The sequence below is a fragment of the Maritimibacter sp. genome, assembly GCF_016774595.1.
Taxonomy (GTDB): Bacteria; Pseudomonadota; Alphaproteobacteria; order Rhodobacterales; family Rhodobacteraceae; genus Maritimibacter; species Maritimibacter alkaliphilus.
Genome location: NZ_JACBWT010000001.1, coordinates 1,364,008 through 1,388,720, shown reverse-complemented (window position 1 = coordinate 1,388,720; position 24,713 = coordinate 1,364,008). Strand labels below are relative to the sequence as shown.

The window sequence follows — 24,713 nt, the reverse complement described above, 5'->3', positions numbered from 1 at the left end:
CGGGTCGCCCAAAATGGCGCCGCGATTGGTATGCAAACCTGACCCTCGAAGCGCAAGCTTCCCCGGTGCCGCGTCAACAGCCCCCACCCAGTTTGCGGCGCCGGGATCCAAAACCCCACCCCAAGCGGTGGGGTTTTGCATTTTTCCGCCTACGTGCCGGAAACAAGGGCGCTGGTTTTGCTTGATTGTGTTGGTGATTTGCACGGGACGGGCTGCTCCGTCATGCAAGGCTGGGCCGCCTTGCGGAAATCAGGGGCTTCAGCCCACCAGCGCGATGACCCCCGCGACCGTGAAGATCGACACGGCGGTCGAGACGAGGATGGCGGCCGACACCCGCATCGGTGCCACCCCGTAATGCTGGGCGAGGATGAAGACGTTGCCCGCAACGGGCAGGGCCGCCGTCGCGATCATGACCTTGGCCGAGAAGGCGTCGAGCGTGAATACGAAGATCGCCATGACGGCCACCGCCGCGGGATGCAGGACCAGTTTGGCGAAGGACAGCCAGACCGCGACCGACAGCCGTTCGGCCGATTTCGAGGCGAGCGAGGCGCCGATTGCGAAGAGCGCGCCGGGGGTGGCCGCCGCCCCCAGAAGGGTCAGCATTTCGGTGACGGGGCCGGGGAGCGGAATGCCCGTGGCCGACCACGAAAAACCGGCGACGATGGACACGATCATCGGGTTCTTCACCAGCCCCATCGCCACGGTGCCCAGAACCTTGGGGCTGACACGTCCGTCACGCGTTCCCGTAATGAGGATCACGATGAGCGACGAGAACACGACGAGGTCCACGGCAAGGCACAGCATGACCGGCCCGATCGCCTCTTCCCCGAACAGAAGCGCCAGCATGGGCACGCCAAGGAAGCCGGTGTTGCCGATCACGGCGCATTGCGCCTCGACCGCGGCCTGTTCCACGCCGATGCGGCGAACGAGGGCGACGATGGTCGCGACGATGTAGATGGCCGAGGTGCCGATCAGGTAGGCCCAGATGAACGGCCAGCTCACCACGTCGCCCAGATTGAGCGTGGCCGAGAACCTGAGCAGCATCGCCGACAGGGCGAAGTAGAATACGAACTTGGTCAGTGCCGCCGTCGCTGCTTCCGAGAAAAAGCCCGTGCGCCCCGCGAGATAGCCAAGCGCGATCACGGCGAAGAAGGGAAGAACCTGGATAAGGACAGCGACCATGACCTGCCCCTAGCATGACCTGCGGGCGGCCACCATCCTCAAGCGAAGGCGCCGTGACAGAACCATCCGGCGCTCTGCGCGGCACCGTGGGCGAAGTAGAGCCACAGCCGTTCGCCCCGCGTCGTCGTCACCACCCAGTAGTCGCGCTGCCCGGTGCGCCAGGCGGGATCGTCCAGCCACCATTCCGGGGCGAGCCGTTCCGGGCCAAAGGCGCTGGCCACCCCGTGATCGCGTCCGCGCCAGCGAAAGGTCTCGGGCAGATGGGGCAGGTCGGGGATCATCACCGGCTCCGGCGGCCACATCCTGAGGGGCCGTTCGCGGGCCGGGGCCTGCCAGTTCGTCGCGGGCTGGGAAAAGGCGGCGGCCAGCACGGTGGCGCCCTTTTCGGGGATATGGCTTTCCGCCGGGTGCAGGCGCACCATCGCCTCCAGCCCCAGCCGCGTGCCGATCCGCCCCAGAAGGTCGTCGAGCGCCGCGCCCGGACCACGGTTCGACACGGTCGCGCCCGCCTCCAGATGCCCGCGATGCTGGGTGGCGTGCACCGGCTCGTGACTGGTCACCACCAGCCGCACCGCGTCGATGCCGAAGCCCGCGTCGACGTCGGACAGCTTCATGCCCAAGAGCGGGCGCATCCGGTGCGGGTCGGCGGTGGGGCGGGCCAGCCCGATCTCGACCGCCTGCATGGTGTGGTCGGACCGCGAGAATTCGGCCCTGACCCGCCGTGCGCCTCGGCCCGCGCGGGTCAGGCGGTCGCACAGCTCCGGCAGCAGGCGGTCGAAACAGGCGAGCAGATCCTCCTCGAGCCCGATGGGATCGGGCAGGCCCATACGCACGGCGAAGCGCACCGGGGGACGGGCGGGCGAGACGGGTTCGGGTTCGACGCCCAGCGCCTGATCCAGCCGGCGCACCATGTGCCGTCCGAACCGGCGGGCCAGACCTGCGCGCGGCGTGCCGAACAGGTCGTCGATCCGGCGCAGCCCCAGCCGCGTCAGCCCCTCGACCGTCTCCGTTTCAAGCCGGAGCGCGGCGACGGGCAGGGGGCCGATGGCCTGTCTGGTCTGTCCCACGGGCGCGATGCGCGGGGCGACCGACTGCGTGGCGGGCTTGGGGGCCGTGCCGCCGCGCGTCCAGTGTTTGCGCTTCACGGCACGGGATCGTGTCGCGCGCGCCTCCTGATCGATGGCGTCGCCGGAGCGGTGTCCGCTGCCCGCCACATTCGCGAACCGCGCCAGCGCCCATGCCGCACCCAGCGTGTCGGCCAGCCCCAGCCGAACGGTCAGCCCCAGCGTGGCGCATTCCCGGTCGATCTCGGCGGCAAGCTCTTGTTCGCCGCCGAACAGATGCGCGCAGCCGGTGATATCGAGGATCAGGCCGTCGGGCGCCTCTTCCGAGACCCACGGGCTGAAACGCCCCGCCCAGCGGCGGAGCGTGGTGAGGAACGCGGCCTCGGCCACCGGATTGGCGGGTCGCGAGGTGAGGCCCGGACACATCGCCCGCCCGTCGCGCAGAGGCTGGCCAAGGCTCAGGCCCGCCGCCTGCGCTTCCGCGTTCATCGAGGCGATCACCTGCGCCCCGCGCTGATCCTCGACCACGACGAAAGGCCCCGCGGGCAGGCCGCGATCGAGGCGCAGCAGGCGCTCGGCGGCGAGGCGGGGGAACCACAGCGACAGATGGCGTTTGGCAGGCATGGCGGGCGGCAGCGCGGCTAATGTTCACTTAATGTTCTCATAGGCGAACCGCAGGGCCGGAGTCGAGTCCCGGCAGTCCCCCGCCTCCTGACGGGGATGTGACTATGCAATCATGCCGCACCCGCTAAGGTGACCCGGAGACGCGCAAAACATATTGATCGCAAAGGGAAATCCAGATGAACGTCAAGACACTCCTTGCTTCCGCCGCTCTGGCCACGGCCGCTTTCGGCATCGCGGCCCATGCCGAGTCGGACAACCCGACCATTCAGGCGCGGCAGCAGGCGATGAAAACCATCGGTCAGAATTTCAAGATCGTCGGCGACACGGCCAAGGGCACGATGGAATTCGACGCGGCCGCCATTCAGGCCGCTCTCACCACGATCTCCGAAACGGCGGCCACGGTGCCCACGTTGTTCGAAGAAGAGGTGGTGGACGCCGAAAGCGATGCGTCGGACGACATCTGGGCCAACTGGGACGATTTCGTGAGCAAGGCCGAGGCGCTTCAGGCCGCAGCGGCAGATGCGTCCGGCATGGTGTCGAGCGCGGATGATCTTGGTGCGGTGATGGGCTCGGTCGGCGGGGCCTGCGGCGCCTGCCACAAGCCCTACAAGCTGTAAGTCCGGCGGGGCGTCCAACGGGCGCCCCGCACAGCCCTTAAAGGGAACGGATCACCCGCACCAGATGCGGGTGATGACCTCGTTCTCGTCCAGATCGACGTTAAGGCGGTTTTCCAGATAATCCCGCGTCACCGCATCGCCGGGCCGGATGATCCGAAGGTCCGGCCATTCGATCCGCGTGTTGGCATAGGGCTGGCCCACGAACTCCTGAAATGCCGGAGCCGGGCAGACGCCCAGTTGCCCGCTCGGATCATAGGTCACCGTCGCCCCCTGCTCGCACGCGGCGAGCGCGACGGCCGCGATGGCGAGCGCGCCCCACTTCATCCGCAATAGACCTTGGTGATGATGCCCGCCTCGTCGGTGTCGATGTTCAGCCGGTCCGCGCGATAATCCATGGTCACCATCGAACCGGGCTCGAGGATACGGAGATCCTTGGACCGCACGAGTTCGGGGTGGTTCGAGATGTCGTCACCGACCAGCGATTGCATCTGGTCGGCCGCGCAAAGCTGCGGTTCGGGCATGGGCGCCGATGCGACGGGAGCCTCGGTCTGGCAGGCGGCGAGCGCCAGAAGCGCGGCGGGGATAAGGGCGAATTTCCACATGCGTCCTAGATATCCGTCCTTGGCGCAGGCGCAAGGCCATGCCATTGAACGGACGCGAATATTCGCCCAAGGTAGACGAAAGCGATTAGGGAGAGTTCTTATGAAAACGCGCGCCGCCGTTGCCACGCAGGCCGGTAAACCCCTTGAAATCATGGACGTGAACCTGGCAGGGCCGAAAGCCGGCGAAGTGCTCGTCGAGATCAAGGCCACCGGCATCTGCCACACCGACGAATTCACCCTGTCCGGCGCGGACCCCGAAGGGCTTTTCCCGGCCATTTTGGGCCATGAGGGCGCGGGGGTCGTTGTCGAGGTCGGCGAGGGCGTGACGGCGGTGAAGCCGGGCGATCACGTGATCCCGCTCTACACGCCCGAGTGTCGCGAATGCTATTCCTGCACCTCCGGGAAGACGAACCTCTGCACCTCGATCCGTGCGACGCAAGGGCAGGGCGTCATGCCGGACGGGACCAGCCGTTTCACGACGCTCGATGGCGACCCGATCCTGCACTACATGGGCTGCTCGACGTTTTCGAACCACACGGTGTTGCCCGAAATCGCGCTCGCCAAGGTGCGTGAGGACGCGCCGTTCGACAAGATCTGCTACATCGGCTGCGGTGTGACCACGGGCATCGGCGCCGTCATCAACACCGCCAAGGTGGAGATCGGCGCGACCGCCGTGGTGTTCGGGCTGGGCGGGATCGGTCTGAACGTCATTCAGGGCCTGCGCCTTGCGGGGGCCGACATGATCGTCGGCGTCGACATCAACCCGTCGAAAAAGGAAATGGCCGAGAAATTCGGCATGACCCATTTCGTGAACCCGAAGGAGCTGGACGAGGATATCGTCCCCTATCTGGTGAACCTGACCAAGCGGCGCGGCGACCTGATCGGTGGGGCGGATTACACCTTCGATTGCACGGGCAACACCACCGTCATGCGTCAGGCTCTGGAAAGCGCGCATCGCGGCTGGGGTGAATCGATCATCATCGGCGTCGCGGCGGCGGGGGCCGAGATTTCGACCCGTCCGTTCCAGCTGGTCACGGGCCGCGTCTGGAAGGGCACTGCCTTCGGTGGCGCCAAGGGCCGCACCGACGTGCCGAAGATCGTCGACTGGTACATGGACGGCAAGATCGAGATCGATCCGATGATTACGCACACCATGCCGCTCGACGAGATCAACACCGGCTTCGACCTGATGCACAAGGGCGAGTCGATCCGGTCGGTGGTGCTTTACTGACCCACGCCAGACGGCGTCGGAAAGAACGGCCGGAACCGCAGGGCGGTCTCCGGCCGTTGTCTTTCGGTGAGCAGCCACTATCGGAGGAAACATGACCCCCTTGGACGTCATCGAACTGACCATAGGCGCGGTGATCGTCGTCTATGTTTTCGTCGATTTCATTTTCACCACCATCGGAACGAACGTCTATTTCTTCGTCTCCCATCGGCTTGCCCGTGGCGTGTTCGCGCTGCATCGCACCCTGCCTGACATGCGCTGGAAATATCACGTCGTCGGTCCGCTGTGCATGAGCGTCGTAGCGATCTGGTGGATCGCCGGGCTGGCGGTGGGCTGGACCATGATACTTCATGCGCTCGAACCCGGTATTCTGCGCCAAGAGCCGGAAACGCCGGCCTCGCTGATCGGGGCGCTGTCCCACGCCGGGCACATGCTGTCCACGGTCGGCGGCGGGATCACCAAGGCCGGGTCTATGGCGTCGGCGCTCTTGGGTGTCACGGCGGCGGTGACGGGTATGGTGGTTCTGACCCTGTCGGTCAGTTTCATCCTCTCGACGACACAGACCGTGCTGGCCGGTCGGTCGCTTTTGATGCTGACCCATGCCATTCCGCCGGAGGACGTGGATTTCAAAAGCACGATCCTGCCCGATGTTGCGAGCCTCGTGTCCAACATCAATTCCGCGCCTTTCGCGCTGTTCTACAGCCATCCCGAGCCGGAAATGCGCCTGCCCGGCGCTCTCGCCTCGCTCTATCGCCAGACCGAAGGGGACACGCGCGCGGCGCTGGATCGGATTCTGAGCCGCATCGCGCTGGTCGAACGGCTGGACGGTCCCGGTGATCTGGACGACTGGGCCAAACAATACGACATCGCAAGCGGGTGACGGCGGCGACCAAGTAGGATACCGAAGGCGCAGCCACACGAAGGACAGCCCGACATGCCCGAAACCAAGCCTCTTCTCGCCGTCCTGATCGACGCCGACAATATCCCCGCCCGCTTCGCGGATGGCGTGTTGAAGGAGATCACGACCTATGGCGAGCCTGCGCTGCGCCGCGTCTATGGCGACTGGTCCTCGCAAAGGCTTGGCCCCTGGAAATCCAAGGTGCAGGAACTGGGGATGGTTGCGCATCAGGAAAGCGCGAACACCAAGGGCAAGAATGCCTCCGACATCGGGTTGGTGATCGACGCGATGGACCTTTTGCACACCGGGCGGTTCGACGGTTTCGTGCTCGTCTCGTCCGACAGCGACTTCACCGCATTGGCCAACCGCATCCGCGAACAGGGCCTGACCGTGATCGGGATCGGCGAAGGCAAGACGCCGGAAAGCCTGCGCAACGTCTGTTCGCGCTTCGTCATGATCGAAAACATCGTGGATGAAGAGGCCGAGAAACCCGCCGAGAAGAAAAAGGGTAAACGCGACCCGATGGACGCGCTGCCGCTGATCTTCGGGGCGATGGCCAAGATCGATCAGGATGGCGAGTGGTTCCAGCTTGGCGTCGTCGGCCAGACCATTCAGGCCGACAACCGGGACTTCGACACCCGCAGTTACGGTCGCGCGAAATTGTCGGACCTGATCCGCGACACCAAGCGGTTCGAGATGAAGCGCGAGGGGAACCACGTCTACGTCCGCCGTCTGGACTGAGGCCGCGACAAGCTGGACCCTTGAACTTGGCGGGCGCGTCGCTAGTTTGGAATCGTTCCAAATAGGTGTGCATATGGTTCCCGGATTCTCATTCTCCCGCCGTCGGTTCTCCGATCTGTCCGAGCAGGAAGTGCTCGCGCTCGCCATTTCCAACGAAGAGGATGACGCGCGCATTTACCGCCAGTATGCCGAGCGTCTGCGCGAGGAATATCCCTCCTCCGCGAAGGTGTTCGATGAAATGGCGGCGGAAGAGGACAACCACCGCAAATGGCTGATCGACGAGCATGAGCGCCGTTTCGGCACGGTGATCCCCTTGGTCCGGCGTGAGCATGTGGCAGGATATTTCCAGCGCCAGCCGGTGTGGATGATCGAAAACCTCGGGCTGGAGCGGATGCGGGCGCAGGCGCGCGAGATGGAGCGGCAGGCGGAACAATTCTACCGCAAGGCCGCCGACCGCTCGTCCGATGCCGCCACGCGCAAGCTTCTGGGCGATCTCGCGGCTGCCGAGGCCGGGCACAATGACGTGGCCGGGCAGCTCGAACGCAAATACCTTTCGGGCGAGGCGCGTGAGCAGGAGGACGAAGCGGCGCATCGCCAGTTCGTCCTCACATGGGTGCAGCCGGGGCTGGCGGGCCTCATGGATGGGTCGGTGTCGACGCTGGCGCCGATCTTCGCTACGGCGTTCGCGACGAAAGACCCGCAGACCACGCTTTTGGTCGGTCTGGCGGCGGCGGTCGGCGCGGGCATCTCGATGGGCTTCACCGAGGCCGCGTCGGACGATGGCGAACTGTCGGGGCGCGGCTCTCCGGTCAAGCGCGGGGTGGCATCGGGGCTGATGACCACGCTCGGCGGTCTGGGCCACGCGCTCCCCTACCTGATCTCGGATTTCTGGACCGCCACGATCATCGCCATCATCGTGGTGTTCGTAGAGCTTTGGGCGATCGTCTGGATTCAGAACAAATACATGGCGACACCCTTTTTCCGCGCCACGTTCCAAGTGGTTCTGGGGGGCGCGCTGGTGTTCGCGGCAGGGGTGCTCATCGGGGGCGGTTGACGCCCCCGAGGCCTCAGACCGGGTTGACCAGGTTTCCTTCGGCGAAGAACGACAGGATGTTGTCCACCGCCAGCATCCCCATCGCCGTGCGCACCTCAAGCGTCGCGGTGCCGAGATGGGGCAGGAGCGTCACGTTCTCCATCGCTCTCAGCGCCTCGGGCACCTCAGGCTCGTTCTCGTAGACGTCGAGCCCGGCCCCGCCGATGTCGCCCGCCCGAAGCGCGGCGATGAGCGCGGCCTCATCGACAACATCCCCGCGTGAGATGTTCACGAAGATCGCATGGTCCGGCATCGACGAGAAAACGTCGCGCCCGATCAGGTGATGCGTCTCGGCCCCGCCCGGAACGGCGACGACAAGGAAATCGGCAAGCGCCGCCACATCCTCCAGACGCTCACGCTGGCGCGCCGGAAACCCGACCTTCTTGGGCGAGCGGTTGTAGAAGATCACGTCCATGCCGAAGCCGTGGTGGCAGCGTTTCGCAATCGCCTGTCCGATCCGGCCCATGCCGATAACGCCCAGCGTCTTGCCGGTGACATGCTGGCCGAGCATCTGCATCGGACCCCAGCCCTCCCACTGACCGGCCCGCACGATCCGCTCGCCTTCGCCCGCACGTCGCGCGGTCATGAGGATCAGCGTCATCGCGATATCCGCCGTCGCATCCGTCACCGCGCCGGGGGTGTTGGACACCGCCACCCCATGCGCCTTGGCCGCCGCCACGTCGATATGGTTGTAACCGACCCCGAAATTGGCGAGCAGCTTGCAGCGGATGTCGCCCGCCGCCTCGAACACCTCGCGTGAGAACGCGTCGCCCAGTGTCGGCAGCACCGCATCGAACCCGGTAAGAGCCGCCAGCATCTCATCCCGGTGGAGCGGTTCGGTCGACTCCCGCAAGGTCACGTCGTGGGCGGCGCCCAGTTTGTTCAGCACGGCGTCGGGCAGGGGGCGGGTGACGAGGATCTCCATCAGAAAAGCCGCCCGCCGTTGGGCACGGATTTGTCCGGGGTGATGAGCACCACTTCGCCATCCGCATCCGGCACGCCAAGGACGAGGATTTCCGACATGAATTTGCCGATCTGGCGCGGCGGGAAATTCACCACCGCCATGACGCCCATGCCGATCACGCTGGTCTCGGTGTAGTGTTTGGTGATCTGGGCCGAGGATTTCTTGACCCCGATCTCTTTCCCGAAATCGACCCAAAGCTTGATCGCGGGCTTGCGCGCCTCGGGGAATGGCTCGGCCTTGACCACGGTGCCCTTGCGCACGTCGACCTTCAGGAAATCGTCAAAGCTGATCTCGCTCATGCGCCCAGTTCCTTGTCGCGCTTGATCGCGGCCTCGACCGCGCGTTCCAAGAGCGGCGGAAAGCCGTCGGTCTCGTTCATCAGCACTTCGAGGGCGGCTTGCGTCACCCCGTTGGGCGAGGTCACGTTGACGCGCAACTGGCCCGGGTCTTCGTCGGCGTTCTCGGCCAGATGTCCGGCGCCCGCGACAGTCGCTTTTGCCAGTTGCAACGCCAGTTCCGGCGCCAGCCCATTCGCCTCGCCCGCCGCCGCCATCGCTTCGATCAGGTGGAAGGTATAGGCAGGCCCGCAGCCAGAAATCGCGGTCACCGCACTCATCTGCTCTTCGCTTTCCAGCCGCACCACCTGACCCACGGCGGACAAGAGCGCCTCGGCCAGATCGGCGTGATCGGCACCCGCCGCGCCGTTCCCGATGATCGCGGTCACGCCACGGCCCACGGCGGCAGGCGTGTTGGGCATCGCGCGCACTATGGGAGTCCGATCGCCCAGCATGTCCTCATAGGTGGCAATGGTGATCCCGGCGGCGACCGAGACGAACAGGGTGGACCCGTTTCCCATCGCCTTCAGCGTCGGCAGCGCATCGGCCATCATCTGCGGTTTGACCGCGACCAGAACCACCGCAGGCGCAGGCGGCAGATCGGCGTTCAGGTTCAGACCGTCCAGCCCCTGCAACCATTCCGACGGCTTCGGGTCGTTGACCCAGACCGACGTGGCGGGAAGCCCGCCATCCAGCCAGCCCTTGAGCATCGCCGAGCCCATCTTGCCGCAACCCAGAAGGACCATGCCCTTCTCGCGGATGTCGTTCATGTCCATCGCTTGTCTCCTTCGTCGGCGCGGAGACTAGGCGGGCGGCACCCGGTGCGCAATGCGGATACGAAAACAGGGGGCCGAAGCCCCCCGTCGCCGTTCATTGGAGATGAATTTCGTCAGGCGCGACCGTAAGCCTCGGCCATCGCGATCTGCATGGCGGCTTCGACGCTCTTGTCGCCCCAGTTGACCAGTTGGAAGGCCGGGTAGAAGCGTTCGCAATTCTGGACGGCCGAGGAAATCAGGCGTCCGATCTGCTCGGGCCCGGCCATCTGCCCGCCGGCCAGAACGAGGCCGTAGCGGAACACCATCAGGCGCTGTTCGTGCCAGTAGGTAAAGGCCCCGTCCCACACCATGTCGTTGGTGGCGTTGAGCGCCTCGTAAAGCATGGCGAGTTTTTCTTCGGGCGGCTCCATCTCGAACGTCGTGATGAGCCGGAGCGTTTCGTCGTAGGGGCTCCAGGCGAGCGTGATCGAGTAGGTGCGCCACTGACCTTCGACCGCCATCGCGATCTGGTCGTCGGCCACACGGTCGAAGTCCCAGGCGTGGCTTTCCGCGAGAGTTTCGACGATGTCGATTGGATGCAGGTCTTCCGCTTCGAGATAGTGCTCGGTCGCCGCCATGGCTTGCCCCTTCTGCTCGCTTCAGCCTTTGCGGATGCAGAAACGCAATGGCTGGTTGCCTGTACAGGGTGTGGCGTCTAGTGCGCCCCATCCCTACTAGATATCGTGTGATATTCGTTGACTCCTGTAAAGGAGAAAGTCGAAAATCCGCTTTTTCCTAACGAATCGAGTCGCTTGAGGACTCGCGACTTGCACAAATCACGCAATTTTTTCGAGATTTCCGGGCGTTAACCATCGTCAGGTGCGCGATTTGCAGCCGAACGGCGGGGGCCGTTCCGGCAAGTTGGTGCCGGGTCGGGCGGCGCGGCCCGCGATGCGCTCAGGCGGCTCTGCCCCGGATCATGTCGGCGGCCTTTTCGGCGATCATGACGGTGGGCGAGGCGGTGTTGCCCGAGGTGATCGTCGGCATGACGCCCGCATCGACGACCCGCAAACCGTCGATCCCGTGGACCTTGAGGTCCGGTCCGACGACGGCCATCGGGTCGGTTCCCATCTTCGTGGTGCCGACCGGATGGAAAATGGTCGAAGCGATGTCGCCCACGCTGCGCAAGAGGTCCGCATCCGTGGCGATGGCGGGGCCGGGAAGGAATTCCTCGGGCGCGTATTTCGCCATGGCGGGCATTCTCATCAGTTCGCGCGCCTGCTGCACGGATTTGACGGCCACCAGTTTGTCCTTCTCGGCGGACAGGTAATTCAGCCGGATGTCCGGCTGTTCGCCCGGATCGGTCGAGCGCAGATGCGACGTGCCACGGCTTTCGGGCCGGAGGTTGCAGACCGAGACGGTGATACCGGGGAACGGGTGCAGCGGATCGCCCAGCTTGTCGGTCGTCAGCGGCTGCACGTGATATTCGAGGTCCGGTGTCGCGACGCTGTCGTCCGACCGGGTGAAAATGCCCAACTGCGAGGGCGCCATGGCAAGCGGCCCGGAGCGTTTCAGCGCATATTCCATGCCCATCCGGGCCTTGCCGATCAGCGAGTTGGTCAACTGGTTCAGCGTCTTGGCGCCGGTGACCTTGTAGGCGGTGCGGATCTGAAGGTGGTCCTGAAGGTTCTTGCCGACACCGGGGAGCGCATGGGCGACATCGATCCCGAAGTCGCCGATCACGTCGGGGTCGCCGATCCCCGAGAGTTCCATGAGCTTGGGAGAGTTGAGCGACCCGGCGGCCAGCAGCACCTCGCCCGCCGTCCGCGCCTCCTGCGCCGCGCCGTTGACGCTCCACCGCACGCCGACCGCGCGCTTGCCATCGAGGATCAGGCTTTCCGCCAGCGCCCCTGTCACCACGCGCAGGTTCGAACGCCCCTGAGCCGGGCGCAGGAACGCCTTGGCCGCCGACCAGCGCACGCCGCCCTTCTGGTTCACGTCGAAGAAGCCGACACCTTCGTTCAGCCCGTCGTTGAAGTCCGGAGAGAACGGGATGCCGAACTGGATCGCCGCTTCCTGCACCGCTTCGAGAATATCCCACTTCAGGCGTTGTTTCTGGACCTTCCATTCGCCGCCGGACCCGTGAAGGTCCGACGCGCCGCCGTAGTGATCTTCGCTCCTGCGGAAATAGGGGAGGACATCATCCCAGCCCCAGCCCGTGTTGCCCAGTTGCCGCCAATGGTCATAGTCCGCCGATTGCCCACGCATATAGATCATGCCGTTGATCGAGGTGCAGCCGCCGACGACCTTGCCGCGGGGATAGGCGAGCGACCGTCCGTTCAGACCCGGTTCCGGTCCGGTGGTCATCATCCAATCGGTCTTGGGGTTCCCCATCGTATAGAGATACCCTACCGGCACATGAATCCACGGGTAGGTGTCCTTGCCCCCGGCTTCCAGCAGGAGAACGCGGGTGCCCGGATCCTCGCTCAGCCGGTTCGCAAGCACGCATCCGGCGGTTCCAGCGCCGACGATGATGTAGTCCCAGTTGCCGCCGATATCCGCCATGACCCGCTCCCAAGTTTTCAACCGCTTCCATAGTCCCCGTGGCCAAGTTGACGCAAGGTTCGAGGGACGATTTGTTTCGCGTGCGACGAATTGCGCAAAGTGACGGGATCGCTTATTTCATCAGCCATGAGGGCGGGCTATCGGCGCAAGATTCTTGTTGTGCTGGTCATGACGGTGGTTGCCGTCGTGACCGGACCCTTTGGCACATTCTTCGATCTCACCATTCTCGAACGGGCCTATTACTGGCCCGTCGCACTGGTGTTCATTACGGTGCCGATGATCGCGCTGACCGAGTTGACGCTTTATCGCCTGCCCGGAAACCTGCACCCGATCCTGCGCATCGCCATCGGTGCCTTTATCGCCGGGCCGATCGGCGCGACCGCGCTCTTGGTGCTCGATACGATGGTGCGGCATGCCGAGTTCACGCCCTACAACCTTGGCTTCCGGTGGGTGTTCGTCACCCTGATCGGCTTCGGGGTCGGGGTGTTCGAGGGCTATCTGCGCCCGATGTACCATGCCGCCCCCGAGCCTCAGCCCGACGCCGAAAAGACCGCGCCGAAACCGGCCGAACCGGAGCCGCCCCTGTTCGTGCGCAACCTCGAACCCGAACTTGGGACCGAGCTGATCTCGATCACGACGCAGGACCACTATCTCGATGTCGTCACCTCGAACGGTGCGGGCCGCATTCTCAAGCGAATGTCCGACGCGCTCGCAGAGTTGAACGGCTATCCGGGAATGCAGATTCATCGGTCGCACTGGGTCGCGCTTCACGCGGTCGAGCGGGTCGAGAAGGACGGTCGCAAATGTCAGGTGGTTCTGAAAAACGGAACGACGTTGCCGGTCAGTCGCCCGAACGTGCCTGTCCTGACGGAAGCGTTGGAAAAACGCTAGGGTTCTCGACACGGGCCGGGCGGATGCCTAGGTCTGTCGGGAAAGGATCCGCCATGACCGCCTATTCCATCCTCGATCTCGCGCCCGTTCCCGATGGGTCGACGCCCGCAGACGCCCTCGGCAATTCCGTCGATCTGGCCCAGCACGCCGAACAATGGGGCTACACCCGGTACTGGTTCGCAGAACATCACAATTCGACCGGGATCGCGTCCGCCGCGACCTCGATCATGATCGGTCATGTTGCGGGCAAGACGAACACGATCCGCGTGGGGGCGGGGGGCATCATGCTGCCGAACCACGCGCCGCTCATGGTGGCCGAACAGTTCGGAACGCTTGCGACGCTATACCCCGACCGGATCGACCTTGGTCTGGGCCGCGCGCCGGGCACGGATATGGCGACCGCGCGCGCCCTGCGGCGGATCATGCAGCAGGCGGATACCTTTCCCGAGGATGTGGTCGAACTCATGGGCTATTTCGAACCGCTGACGGAAGGTCAGCGGATCAAGGCGATTCCGGGCGCGGGCACGCGCGTGCCGGTCTATATGCTCGGCTCGTCGCTCTTCGGGGCGCAACTGGCCGCGCATCTGGGCCTTCCCTACGCCTTCGCCTCGCATTTCGCGCCGGACGCGCTGGACGATGCGCTTCATGTCTATCGCTCCAACTTCCAGCCCGGTCAGATCGAGAAGCCCTATTTCATGCTGGCGGCCAATGTCTTCGCCGCCGACACCGACGACGAAGGCAAACGGTTGCGCACGTCGATGCAGCAGGCGTTCCTGAACCTGCGCACCGGCAAGCCGGGGCCTTTGCCGCGGCCCGTCGACGATGCATCGCTCATCGCGACGCCGGATCAACTGGCGATGGTGAACCATGCGCTGCGTGTCACGGCCGTTGGCGGGCCGGACCGGGTGGCCTCACAACTGAACGCGCTGATCGAGCGCTACCAGCCTGACGAAATGATCCTCACGGGCATGATCCATGACCACGAGGCGCGCAAGACATCGTTCCGCATCGCGGCGGACGTTCTGTCGGACCATGCGGGCACCGCTCAGGCGGGTGTCGGCGCAGGTTGAGACAATCGCGCGCAGAAGGCTTTCAGCGCGGTCACCGGCGCACTGTCCGGTTCGGCGATTGAAACGTCGGTGCCGATCAGCGTGACCGCCGCCTCGACCTCGCCCTGCCAATTGAGCACCGGGGCCGAGATCGCCGCGAGGCCGGGGATGAGATCGCCGGAGACCCAGGCATAGCCGTCATCGCGCACCTGCGACGCGATGCTGCGGGCGTCCAGTGACGGCTGCGCGTCGCACTCCTCGGCGAGTTTTGCAGCGATGACGTTCGGTTGGGCCCATGTCAGGAAGGTGCGGCCCGTCGCCGACCCCAGAAGGGGCATGGTCGTTCCCAGTCCAAGCGTGGTGACGATGAACCCGGCGGCACGCTCCCAGCGGATGATCGTCGGCCCGAAATTGCCCCAGATCGACAGCATCGCGGTCAGGTTCGTCTCGGCGCACAGGTCGGGCAGGGCATCGGCGGTTCGGTTGACGAAATCGAGCCGCGCCATGGCCGACAGCCCAAGCGCGATGGCACCGGGGCCGAGGTCGTATTTCCCGGACTTGCCCGCCTGCGCCACCAGTCCCGCGTTCACGAAACTGGCGAGGTAGCGGTGCACCTTCGACGCGGGCATGTCGACCCGTCGGGCAAGGTCGGAAAGCGAGAGGGGGGCGTTGGCCTGTGCCATCGCCTCGAGAACCCGCAACGCGCTGTCGAGCGACTGTATCCCGGCACTGTCAGCCATGATCCACCCCCTCGATCAAAGCGCGCAATAGGTCGGTCGGTGCCGCCGTCAGCCGCCCCTCGCGTTCGGCGAAGATACCGCGCGTTTCGTAGCCTTCGACCAGAACACGGTCGCCGATCCGCCCCGTATAAGGCACCGTCAGGCTGCGGTTGGCCCAATTGATCGGGCCGAGGTCCAGCGTGAACAGGTCGCCGTCCAGTCCGGGCGACCGGAAGTCCGCGTCAGCGTGCATAAGGCCGATACCGCGCGCGCCCAGTTGTCTGCAAAGTGCTGCGTGGCCGCCGTGGCGCTCCAGCAGAAATGTGTGAAAGCACCTGTCGAACCAGCGAAAGAAGTTGGGATAGAACACGATCCCCGCCGCGTCGCAGTGGCCGAAGCTGATCTGGACGTCGATCTGGAAAAGCGGTGTTTCGGCCATCTATTTTTCCGTTCTGTAAAACTTGTTGCATCATGCGGAATCGTTTCATACGATCCCGGGCAACGCAAGCTAGACCGAGGGAGGGCGGAATGGCTACGCTCAACACCATCGAAATCGTGGGCGGCGGCCCGGGCGGGCTGTATTCCGCGATCCTGTTGCGCCGCGCGTTCCCCAACGCCCGCGTCCGCGTGACCGAGGCCAGCCCGCGCGGCGTCACCTGGGGCTTCGGTGTCGTCTTTTCGGATCAGGCGCTCGATTTTCTCAAGGCCGACGACCCCGAAACCCATGACCTGATCGCGCCGCAGATGGAACGCTGGCGCAACATGACGCTCAACCACCCGGACGGGGCGGTGACGCTGGAGGGTGTCGGCTTTTCGGCCATCGGCAGGCTGGAACTCCTGATAATCCTTCAGGACCGCGCCGAAGCGGTCGGGGCCGAGTTGGTGTTCGACACCCTTATCGACGACATCGACGCGCTCGACGCCGACCTCGTGATCGGCGCGGACGGCCTGAATTCGGTCGTGCGGCAAGCCACGCCCGAGGCGTTCGGGGCGACCGTCGAGAACATGACCAACCGCTTTGCGTGGTTCGGCACGGACCGGCCTTTCGACACGCTGACCCAAACGTTCGTGCGCCACCCGAAAGGGGCGATGAACGCGCATCATTATCGCTACGCGCCGGATATGAGCACCTTCATCGTCGAGATCGAAGAAGGCGGGTTCTTCGCGCACGGCTTCGACAAGATGGACGAGGATCAGACCGCCGCCTATTGCGAAGAGGTCTTTGCCGACGTGCTGGAAGGCGCGAAGCTCATCAAGAACAAGTCGGTCTGGCGGCAATTCCCCAAACTCTGGTGCGAAAACTGGGTGTCGGGCAACCGCGCCCTGATCGGGGATGCCGTTCACACCGCGCATTTCTCAATCGGGTCAGGCACGCGCCTTGCGCTCGAAGACGCCATCGCGCTGGTCGAGGCGATGAAGCGTTCGGCCACTGTCGAAGAAGGCCTCGCCGCCTATCAGGCCAGTCGCCAGCCCATCGCGAAAAAGATCGTGACCGCCGCCAACACCTCTTGCGCGTGGTATGAAACCTTCGGGGAGCGGATCGAGCAAAAGCCGCTCGACTTCGCGATGAGTTACATGACCCGCTCGGGCCGCATCCCGCGCGACCGCCTTCGCAAAATCGCGCCGGAGTTCATGGCGGCCTATGAGGCGCTGCGCCCCGAGATCGCGGACCCTGTCACCGACGACACCCCCGGCGCGCGTGAAATCGGGTTCGACAAGTCGAAGCATCCGAACTGCTCTTCCGTCCTGTGGGACAACCTCGACCGTAACCCGGACAAGGTCGCGCTGACCGGACCTGCGGGCGACGTGACATATGCCGACCTAATCGCCGATGCCGCCCGTTGGGGTCATGCGTTCAAAGCTGCGGGCCTGATCCAGGGCGACCGCATCGCGTTTTTCCTCGACGATACGCCAACGTATCCTGCGGCCTTCTTCGGCGCGGTGCGGGCCGGGTTCGTGCCCGTGCTGCTCAACACCATGACGCCGCCCGATGTTCTGGCCTACTACCTCGAAGACAGCGCAGCACCCTTGGCCCTGACCGAACCGGGTTTGGTCGAGGTCTTCGCCAAGGCAGGCACCCGCGTGCCACTGATCGTGAATGGCGAGGCGCCCGCCGGCACCCGCGCGGCTGCCGATTTCATCGCAGGTCAGCCCGACACGCTCGATCTTGCCCCCACCGGGCCGGACGACATGGCGTTCTGGATGTATTCCTCGGGCACCACGGGCCGCCCCAAGGGCATCGTCCACCTGCATCACGACATGGCCTACAGCCAGCAGAGTTTCGCGGCGCATGTGCTGAAGCTAAGGGAAGACGACATCTGCTTCTCGGTGCCGAAAATCTATTTCGCCTATGGCTTCGGCAACGCCTTCACCTTCCCGTTCTCCATTGGCGCGACCACGCTTCTGATGCCGGGCCGCCCGACGCCCGACGCCGTGCTGGACATGATCGAGACCTACAGGCCCACGGTGTTCTATGGCCTGCCGACGCTTTACACCGCGATCTGCAACGCGCCGGGCATCGCGAAACGGGATCTGTCGTCGCTGCGGCAATGCATGTCGGCGGCGGAAACCCTGTCCGAGGACGTGTTCAACCGCTGGAAGGCGCTCACGGGCCTTCCCGCGATCGAGGGTCTCGGGTCGACCGAGCTTCTGCATGTCTACCTGTCGAACACCGCCGAGGAACAGCGCCTTGGCGCGGCGGGCAAGGCGGTGCCGGGGTATGAGATCGAATTGCGCGACGCGGACGGAAACCGCGTCGGGTCCGGGGTCGACGGTGTCATGTATGCGCGGGGCGGATCGTCCGCGCCGTGCTATTGGAACCGTCCCGACAAGACCGCCGACACGATGCGCGGCGACTGGATCTACACCGGCGACCGTTTCATCGAAGAGGATGGGTTCTACTATTTCCAAGGCCGCGCCGACGACCTCATCAAAGTGTCCGGTCAGTGGGTCTGGCCGCTGGAAGTGGAGCGTTGCCTGAACGAACACCCGGATGTCCACGAATGCGCCGTGCTGGCACATGAACTACCCGACCGGCGCATGACGTTGCGCGCGGTCGTCGCCTTGCGGCAAGGGCACGCGCCGCGTGAAGGGCAGACCGAAGCTTTGCAGAATTTCGTCAAATCGAGACTCGCCCCCTTCAAGTATCCGCGTTTCGTCAGCTACATTGAAGATCTGCCCAAGACCGGCACCGGGAAACTCGACCGTCAGGCCGTGAAGGCGATGCCGGTAGACGGAGCGGAACGCCTTGCATAGGGTGCAAGTGTGAAAAGCAACGGTCCGATAAGCCCGAGGAACGGGCGGACCACCAGGGAGGAACCATGAAACGCATTATTTCGGCGGCACTGGCCGCCACAATGTTCACGAGCGTCGCGCAGGCGGAATCGGTCAAGATCGGCTTCGTCACCACGCTCACCACCCCCGCCGCCGTGATCGGCAACCAGATGGAAAACGCGGTGAACCTCGCCGTCGAGCATCTGGGCGGCAAGGCGGGCGATCTGGATATCGAAGTGATCTTCGGCGACGACGGCTTCGCACCGGAAACCGGCAAGCAGGCGACCGACAAGCTGGTCAAGCAGGACGACGTCGATTTCGTCGCGGGCTACATCTGGTCCCACGTCCTGCTCGCCTCGCGCAAATCCGTGCTCGACGCGGGCAAGTTCCTGATTTCCGCCAACGCGGGCCCCAGCCAGATGGCCGGCAAGCTCTGTGATCCCAACTTCTTCTCGACCTCGTGGCAGAACGACCAGACGCCCGAGGCGATGGGCGACGTTCTGAACGATGCCGGGGTGAAATCGCTCTATATCATGGCGCCGAACTATGCCGCGGGCAAAGACATGGTGGCCGGGGTCGAGCGCACGTTCGAAGGCGAAATCGTCGGGCGCGACCTGACGAAATGGGGCGCCGACGCGCAACTCGACTTCTCGGCCGAACTCGCCAAGGCGCGGGCCTCGGGTGCCGATGGTATCTTCGTCTTCTACCCCGGTGCGGCGGCCGGTGCCTTCATCAAGCAGTACGACCAGGCCGGCCTTGCCGAAGAGCTTCCGCTCTACTCGGTCTTCACCGTCGACGCGATCTCGCTTCCACGCCTGCAAGAGGCCGGGTTCACCGCTGTTCTGGGGTCGCAGACCACGCAGGAATGGGATCCGACGCTCGACAACGAAGCGAACGCCCGCTTCGTCGCGGATTACAAGGCGCAGTTCGGCGGTTACCCGTCCTACTACGCGGCGCAGGCCTATGACTCGATCATGCTGATCGCGTCGGCGGTCGCCAAGGTCGGCAACACCGAGGACACCGACGCCCTGCGCGCGGCCCTCAAGGAAGCCGATTTCGACAGCGTCCGGGGCGAATTCACCTACGGCAACAACAACATCCCGATCCAGAACTTCTACCTGCGCGAAGTGGTCGAGGATGCCGATGGCGTCTGGACCACGAAGGTCGTGAAAACCGTCTATGAGAACGCTCAGGACAACTTCGCGGCCGAGTGCCCGATGGAGTGATCCTCAATCCGGCGCGGGCGGCCCGACTGCCCGCGCCAACTCCGGGAGCCCCCCTTGGATTTTGCACTACTCGTCATTCAGACCCTCAACGGTCTGCAACTCGGGCTTTTGCTGTTCCTCGTCGCCTCCGGGCTGACGCTGGTGTTCGGCATCCTCGATTTCGTCAATCTCGCCCATGCGTCGCTTTACATGATCGGCGCGTTCATCTGCGCCACCCTCACGTTCGCGCTGGGCAATTTCCTGATCGCCGTCATCGTGGCCCTGCCGCTGACCGGGCTGATCGGATGGGCCGTTGAACGCTTCGTCGCCCGGCCTTTGTATGAGCGTGACCACCTCGACCATGTGCTTGCCACCTTCGGTCTGATCCTCGTGTTCGAAACCCTCGCCCACCTGATCTGGGGGCCCGAGGGGATCGCCGTGCCGCTCCCCGAATTCCTTCAGGGCCAGATCGTGCTGTCGGAAACGCTCATCATCCCGTCCTACCGCTTCCTCATCATCGGGGCCGGGCTCGCCGCCGCCGGGGGACTGTTCTGGATGGTCAACTTCACGCGCCTCGGCATGTTGATCCGCGCGGGTGCCTCGAACCGCACGATGGTCTCGGCGCTGGGCATCAACATCGAAATGCTCTTCGGCCTCGTCTTCGCCATCGGCGCGACGCTCGCGGGTCTGGCCGGGATGCTCGTCGCCCCGATCACCGAAGCCAACATCGGCATGGGCAACTCGATCATCATCACCGCCTTCGTCGTCATCATCGTGGGCGGCATCGGGTCGATGAAAGGGGCCTTCGTCGCGGCGCTTCTGATCGGCCTGATCGACACGCTGGGCCGCTCGTTCCTCGACGATATCTTCAAGATCTTCATGTCGCCGTCCGCCGCCGAGAACTCGGCCCCCGCGATCTCGGCGATGCTCATCTACATCATCATGGCCGTGGTTCTGGCGCTGAAACCGCAGGGCCTGTTCCCTCCAAAGGTGCGCTGAGATGAGCCGTCGCACCATCATCACCCTCGTCGTCATGGCGCTGCTCGCGGTGCTGCCGCCAGTGTTCTACCTGACCGGCAACGCCTTTTACCTCGACCTCGCCACGCGCCTGACCATCCTCGCCATCGCGGCGGTCAGCCTGAACCTGATCCTGGGTTATGGCGGGCTCATAAGCTTCGGCCACGCGGCCTACCTCGGGATCGGCGCCTATGCGGTCGGTATCCCGGCGCATCACTGGCTTTACGGCGGTCTTGAAAGTCTCGGCCTCGCCACCACGTCGGGCTACGTGCAGATCCCGCTGGCGATCGGTGTCGCGGCGCTCTTCGCCCTCGTCACCGGTGCGATCTGCCTACGCACCAAGGGCGTCTACTTCATCATGATCACGATGGCCTTCGCGCAGATGATGTACTACGCCATCGTCTCGATCGAGGAATACGGCGGCGACGACGGGCTGGTGATCGACACCCGGTCCGAGCTGCCCTTCATCGACCTCGACGACCCGCTGCAACTCTTCGGCCTCGCCTATGTCTCGCTCGTCGTCGCGATGCTGATCGTGCGGATGATCGTGAACTCGCGCTTCGGCATGGTCCTGCGCGGGGCCAAGGGCAACAATGAGCGCGTCGTGATGCTGGGCTTCAACACCTACCTGTTCCGCCTGACCGCCTATGTCATCGCGGGGGCCATGGCGGGCTACGCCGGCGCGCTTCTGGGCAACTTCACCACCTTCATTTCGCCCGAGATGATGGACTGGGGCCGCTCCGGCGAGCTCATGTTCATGGTGATCCTTGGCGGAACCGCCACCCTCGTCGGCCCGGTGATCGGCGCAACGCTCTTCATCGTTCTGGAAGAGGTGCTGTCGTCGCTCACCGTCTACTGGCATCTGCCGTTCGGCCTCCTGTTGCTCGCCGTCGTGCTCTTCGGCAAGGGCGGGATCATGGGGATGCTGCGCGCGGACAAGGAGGACAGCGAATGACCATGCTGGAAACCAGATCGCTGATGAAGTCCTTCGGCGGCATCCGCGCCACCGACGACCTGACCCTGTCGGTCGAGCCGGGCGAACTGCACGCCATCATCGGCCCCAACGGCGCGGGCAAGACCACGCTCATCACCCAGCTTTGCGGCTCGCAGAAACCCGACAGCGGCACGATCCTTTACAAGGGGCAGGACATCACGCGCGTCCCCGCCCACAAACGCGCCCGGCTGGGGATCACGCGCAGCTTCCAGATCACCTCGCTCATCCTCGACATGACGGTGATCGACAACATCGCGCTGGCGGTGCAGGCGCGTCAGGGGTCGTCGTTCCGACTGGTGCGCAATGCGCGTAAGATTTCCGCGATCCGCGACCGCGCGATGGAGCTATTGACCCGCGTGGGCCTGTCCGACAAGGCGCATATGGTGACCAGCGCCCTCAGCCACGGCGAACATCGCCACATGGAAATCGCCATCGCGCTGGCCGCCGAGGCCGAACTCATGCTGCTCGACGAACCCATGGCAGGGCTGGGCGCCGAAGAAACCCGTGCCATGATCGACCTTCTGAACGGCATCAAAGGCCAGCACACCATCGTCCTCATCGAACATGACATGGACGCGGTCTTCGCGCTGGCCGACCGGATTTCGGTGTTGGTCTACGGCCACATCATCGCGACCGGCTCGCCCGCCGAAATTCGCGCGAACAAAGACGTCGAAGCCGCCTATCTGGGCGAAGAAAGCGGGGCCGCCTGATGCTGGACGTATCCGACCTCACCACCCATTACGGCACCTCGCAGGCGCTGTTCGGCATGAACTTCTCATTGGGCACCGGCGAGGTGGCCACGCTTCTGGGCCGCAACGGCATGGGCAAGACGACCACGATCAATTCGATCATGGGGATCGTGAAGGCCTCCGGCGGGTCCATCGTCTTCGATGGCGAGGAACTGGTGGGCCGCCCCTCGTTCCGCACCGCCAACCTCGGCCTCGGTCTCGTCCCCGAAGGCCGCCAGATCTTCCCCAACCTGTCCGCGCGCGAAAACCTCGTCGCGACCGCGTCCAATCACCTGAACCAGCCCGACCCCTGGACCATCGACCGCGTCTTCGCGCTCTTTCCTGAGCTTGAAAGCCGCGCCTCCTCGATGGGCAACCTGCTCTCGGGCGGCGAACAGCAAATGCTCGCCATCGGTCGCGCGCTCATGACCAACCCCAAGCTTCTGATCCTCGACGAAGCGACCGAGGGGCTTGCCCCCCTCATCCGCCAGAAAATCTGGTCCGCGCTGGCCGACATCCGCGCCACGGGCCTCTCGATCCTCGTGGTCGACAAGAACCTTCACGACCTCATGCGCCTCGCCGACCGCCATTTCATCGTCCAGCGCGGCGAAGTCGTCTGGTCCGGCACCAGCGCCGAGTTGCAAGCCGACCAGACCGCCCGCGAAACCTGGCTCGGCCTCTGATCTTTCCGGTCTGAAAATATCCCGGGGGGTGCGGGGGGCTGGCCCCCCGCCGGCGCGACCGCAGAGCGGGCGCAACCTCAGGGGTCTTCGATCCACTCCGCCGCCCATTGCCCGGACAGATAGGCACCGTGCGTGGTCGCATGATAGTCGAACGTCGTGTGCTCGCCCGCGAACACCAACCGGGCTGACGCCGGGGTCTCGAACGCCTTCCACAGGCCCCGCGACGCACCTGCGACGGGAAACGAGTAAGCCCCCCGAAACAACGGATCGGTCGACCAAGCGGTCTTCAACACGGCCGTCGGCGCACCGGCACCGTCGAATGCGGCGTCGAGCACCTCCAGCGCATCCTGCGTCGCCTCTGACGTGCTCATCCGGTCCGCCACGGGGGCGTAAGCGCCGAAAGACAGGCCCAAAAGTATGTTCTGGTCCGAGAAGGTCCGGTAGTTCAGCCAGTAATTCCAGCGCCCGCGCGGCTCGGTCACGATGCCGAAATACTGCGTGTCCACGTCCCAGAACGCCTGATCGAATTTCAGCGCGATCTTGGTCACGGTGCCTATGCCGATGCCCCGGATGGCGTCGGCATAGGCGGCCCGCAAGGGTGGGTCGAAGGTGACATCGCCCGCTTTCAGCACGCCCAAGGGCAGGGCGCAGACCACGTTGTCGCCGGTCACCTCGCCCCACGGGCCCGAGACCCGCGCGACCGACCCGTGCGCGATGCCCGTCACCCGATGCCCCGTGCAGATGTCCAGCCCCAGCGCCAAAGGTGCGAGCAGGCGGTCGTAGCCGTCCGGCAGGATCACGTCCGTGCCGGGAAACGCCTCGTCCTCGAAGGCGAGCGCCGCCGACACATCTTCCAACGGCGCGCCGAGATCGAACTCCACATAAGCCGATAGCATCCAGCGCGCTTCGGGGGTGCGCAGGATGTCGGGGTCGATGTCGTCGATCAACGCGGCGAGGCTGCGGGGATCGTCCTCACCCCCAAGCTCGTCATACAACGCGTCCTCGAAATCTTCGTAGAGCGTGTCCAAAGCCTCGGCCACGTCCTCGCCCATGTCGGTCCCGTTCGCATAGAGAACCTCAAGACTGTCGTCATCGGTCACGAAGGTCGGTGCGCCCAGGTCATCCGCAAGTCCCGCCACCGGGTTGCCGCGCCCCGGCCCGTGAATCCAGCCCGCGCCCCACTCGAACGGAGCGCCAAGGCTGTGATCGGTCCGGATGCGGCCGCCGATCCGGTCGCCGGCCTCCAGCACCACGACCTCCGCGCCTGCGTCCTGCAACCGCCGCGCGGCGGAAAGCCCCGCGATCCCGGCGCCGACGACGATCACCTTCCGGCCGCCAAGCGTCTGCGCCTGAACGCGTCCGGCGCGGGTCGCCGCCAGCGCCGCCAGCGCGAACCTGATGGTGTCCCGGCGTGAAAGACGTGTCATGACGTGGTCCCCGATCCGTTCCCCCAACGCTATGTAAGCGACCGCGCGCCGTCCAGCGC

Annotated in this window: 25 protein-coding genes; 13 read left to right on the top strand and 12 right to left on the bottom strand. The window is 64.8% G+C overall.

Annotation, left to right across the window (positions count from 1 at the left end):
• Positions 1-258 precede the first annotated feature (258 nt).
• Both HOY44_RS06965 and HOY44_RS06960 read right to left on the bottom strand, forming a co-directional pair.
• Positions 259-1,182 carry an AEC family transporter gene (locus tag HOY44_RS06965; RefSeq protein ID WP_138421917.1) on the bottom strand — a complete coding sequence of 308 codons (924 nt, stop codon included), beginning with the start codon at positions 1,180-1,182 and terminating at the stop codon, positions 259-261.
• Between the two features lie 38 nt (positions 1,183-1,220).
• Positions 1,221-2,870, bottom strand: coding sequence for a Y-family DNA polymerase (locus HOY44_RS06960; RefSeq protein ID WP_287433870.1), 1,650 nt, complete (start codon positions 2,868-2,870; stop codon positions 1,221-1,223).
• Positions 2,871-3,046: 176 nt separating this feature from the next.
• On the opposite strand from HOY44_RS06960, the gene HOY44_RS06955 reads away from it, so the two are divergent.
• On the top strand, positions 3,047-3,487 hold the full coding sequence (locus HOY44_RS06955) for a c-type cytochrome (RefSeq protein ID WP_287433868.1): 441 nt from the start codon (positions 3,047-3,049) through the stop codon (positions 3,485-3,487).
• A gap of 51 nt (positions 3,488-3,538) precedes the next feature.
• Here the strand turns inward: HOY44_RS06955 and HOY44_RS06950 are convergent, their stop codons facing one another.
• Together HOY44_RS06950 and HOY44_RS06945 are read right to left on the bottom strand one after the other, a co-directional pair.
• Complete coding sequence (locus HOY44_RS06950) at positions 3,539-3,811, bottom strand: I78 family peptidase inhibitor (protein WP_287433867.1); 273 nt, start codon at positions 3,809-3,811, stop codon at positions 3,539-3,541.
• Positions 3,808-4,089, bottom strand: a complete 282-nt coding sequence (locus tag HOY44_RS06945) for an I78 family peptidase inhibitor (protein WP_138421913.1) — start codon at positions 4,087-4,089, stop codon at positions 3,808-3,810. The genes HOY44_RS06950 and HOY44_RS06945 overlap by 4 nt, the downstream gene beginning before the upstream one ends.
• Positions 4,090-4,189: 100 nt before the next feature.
• Here HOY44_RS06945 and HOY44_RS06940 point away from each other — a divergent pair, with 100 nt between their 5' ends.
• The 4 genes from HOY44_RS06940 to mbfA all read left to right on the top strand — a co-directional run bounded on the left by HOY44_RS06940 (position 4,190) and on the right by mbfA (position 8,010).
• A complete protein-coding gene (locus tag HOY44_RS06940; RefSeq protein ID WP_287433864.1) occupies positions 4,190-5,320 on the top strand; it encodes an S-(hydroxymethyl)glutathione dehydrogenase/class III alcohol dehydrogenase in 1,131 nt (376 codons plus the stop codon).
• A 91-nt stretch (positions 5,321-5,411) separates the two neighbouring features.
• Positions 5,412-6,197, top strand: a complete 786-nt coding sequence (locus HOY44_RS06935; protein WP_287433863.1) for a hypothetical protein — start codon at positions 5,412-5,414, stop codon at positions 6,195-6,197.
• A 54-nt stretch (positions 6,198-6,251) separates the two neighbouring features.
• Positions 6,252-6,956, top strand: coding sequence for an NYN domain-containing protein (locus HOY44_RS06930; protein ID WP_008333773.1), 705 nt, complete (start codon positions 6,252-6,254; stop codon positions 6,954-6,956).
• A 73-nt stretch (positions 6,957-7,029) separates the two neighbouring features.
• Positions 7,030-8,010: an iron exporter MbfA gene (gene mbfA, locus HOY44_RS06925; protein ID WP_008333776.1), complete on the top strand. Its 981-nt coding sequence runs from the start codon at positions 7,030-7,032 to the stop codon at positions 8,008-8,010.
• A gap of 13 nt (positions 8,011-8,023) precedes the next feature.
• Here mbfA and HOY44_RS06920 read toward each other — a convergent pair whose 3' ends face one another.
• The 5 genes from HOY44_RS06920 to HOY44_RS06900 form a co-directional block, all read right to left on the bottom strand.
• A complete protein-coding gene (locus HOY44_RS06920) occupies positions 8,024-8,974 on the bottom strand; it encodes a 2-hydroxyacid dehydrogenase (protein ID WP_287433859.1) in 951 nt (316 codons plus the stop codon).
• Positions 8,974-9,312, bottom strand: a complete 339-nt coding sequence (locus HOY44_RS06915; protein WP_008333779.1) for a tRNA-binding protein — start codon at positions 9,310-9,312, stop codon at positions 8,974-8,976. Before HOY44_RS06915 ends, HOY44_RS06920 begins: the two co-directional genes overlap by 1 nt.
• Positions 9,309-10,124 carry a pyrroline-5-carboxylate reductase gene (proC, locus tag HOY44_RS06910; protein WP_287433857.1) on the bottom strand — a complete coding sequence of 272 codons (816 nt, stop codon included), beginning with the start codon at positions 10,122-10,124 and terminating at the stop codon, positions 9,309-9,311. The genes HOY44_RS06915 and proC overlap by 4 nt, the downstream gene beginning before the upstream one ends.
• 113 nt (positions 10,125-10,237) lie before the next feature.
• A complete protein-coding gene (locus HOY44_RS06905) occupies positions 10,238-10,741 on the bottom strand; it encodes a type III secretion system chaperone family protein (protein ID WP_008333781.1) in 504 nt (167 codons plus the stop codon).
• A gap of 319 nt (positions 10,742-11,060) precedes the next feature.
• Positions 11,061-12,668 carry a GMC family oxidoreductase gene (locus HOY44_RS06900; protein WP_287433856.1) on the bottom strand — a complete coding sequence of 536 codons (1,608 nt, stop codon included), beginning with the start codon at positions 12,666-12,668 and terminating at the stop codon, positions 11,061-11,063.
• A 168-nt stretch (positions 12,669-12,836) separates the two neighbouring features.
• Here HOY44_RS06900 and HOY44_RS06895 point away from each other — a divergent pair, with 168 nt between their 5' ends.
• Both HOY44_RS06895 and HOY44_RS06890 read left to right on the top strand, forming a co-directional pair.
• Positions 12,837-13,559: a LytTR family DNA-binding domain-containing protein gene (locus tag HOY44_RS06895; RefSeq protein ID WP_287434731.1), complete on the top strand. Its 723-nt coding sequence runs from the start codon at positions 12,837-12,839 to the stop codon at positions 13,557-13,559.
• Between the two features lie 53 nt (positions 13,560-13,612).
• The gene (locus HOY44_RS06890; RefSeq protein ID WP_287433855.1) at positions 13,613-14,629 is read left to right on the top strand and encodes an LLM class flavin-dependent oxidoreductase; all 1,017 of its coding nucleotides are present in this window, start codon (positions 13,613-13,615) and stop codon (positions 14,627-14,629) included.
• On the opposite strand, the gene HOY44_RS06885 is transcribed toward HOY44_RS06890, so the two are convergent.
• Entirely contained in the window at positions 14,605-15,348 is a 744-nt protein-coding gene (locus tag HOY44_RS06885; RefSeq protein WP_287433854.1) for an IclR family transcriptional regulator, read from the bottom strand. The genes HOY44_RS06890 and HOY44_RS06885 overlap by 25 nt on opposite strands.
• Positions 15,341-15,766, bottom strand: coding sequence for an acyl-CoA thioesterase (locus HOY44_RS06880; protein ID WP_287433852.1), 426 nt, complete (start codon positions 15,764-15,766; stop codon positions 15,341-15,343). The genes HOY44_RS06885 and HOY44_RS06880 overlap by 8 nt, the downstream gene beginning before the upstream one ends.
• Before the next feature lie 89 nt (positions 15,767-15,855).
• On the opposite strand from HOY44_RS06880, the gene HOY44_RS06875 reads away from it, so the two are divergent.
• The 6 genes from HOY44_RS06875 (at position 15,856) to HOY44_RS06850 (ending at position 23,227) form a co-directional block, all read left to right on the top strand.
• Complete coding sequence (locus HOY44_RS06875) at positions 15,856-18,582, top strand: benzoate-CoA ligase family protein (protein WP_287433851.1); 2,727 nt, start codon at positions 15,856-15,858, stop codon at positions 18,580-18,582.
• Between the two features lie 65 nt (positions 18,583-18,647).
• Positions 18,648-19,826: an ABC transporter substrate-binding protein gene (locus HOY44_RS06870; RefSeq protein ID WP_287433850.1), complete on the top strand. Its 1,179-nt coding sequence runs from the start codon at positions 18,648-18,650 to the stop codon at positions 19,824-19,826.
• Positions 19,827-19,880: 54 nt separating this feature from the next.
• Positions 19,881-20,804 (top strand): branched-chain amino acid ABC transporter permease, encoded by a 924-nt coding sequence (locus HOY44_RS06865; protein ID WP_138421902.1) that lies wholly within the window; start codon positions 19,881-19,883, stop codon positions 20,802-20,804.
• Between the two features lies 1 nt (position 20,805).
• Positions 20,806-21,777, top strand: a complete 972-nt coding sequence (locus tag HOY44_RS06860) for a branched-chain amino acid ABC transporter permease (protein WP_287433847.1) — start codon at positions 20,806-20,808, stop codon at positions 21,775-21,777.
• Positions 21,774-22,526: an ABC transporter ATP-binding protein gene (locus tag HOY44_RS06855; protein ID WP_287433846.1), complete on the top strand. Its 753-nt coding sequence runs from the start codon at positions 21,774-21,776 to the stop codon at positions 22,524-22,526. Before HOY44_RS06860 ends, HOY44_RS06855 begins: the two co-directional genes overlap by 4 nt.
• Positions 22,526-23,227: an ABC transporter ATP-binding protein gene (locus HOY44_RS06850; RefSeq protein WP_008333797.1), complete on the top strand. Its 702-nt coding sequence runs from the start codon at positions 22,526-22,528 to the stop codon at positions 23,225-23,227. The genes HOY44_RS06855 and HOY44_RS06850 overlap by 1 nt, the downstream gene beginning before the upstream one ends.
• Before the next feature lie 77 nt (positions 23,228-23,304).
• On the opposite strand, the gene HOY44_RS06845 is transcribed toward HOY44_RS06850, so the two are convergent.
• Entirely contained in the window at positions 23,305-24,654 is a 1,350-nt protein-coding gene (locus HOY44_RS06845; protein WP_287433844.1) for a flavin monoamine oxidase family protein, read from the bottom strand.
• Positions 24,655-24,713 lie beyond the last annotated feature (59 nt).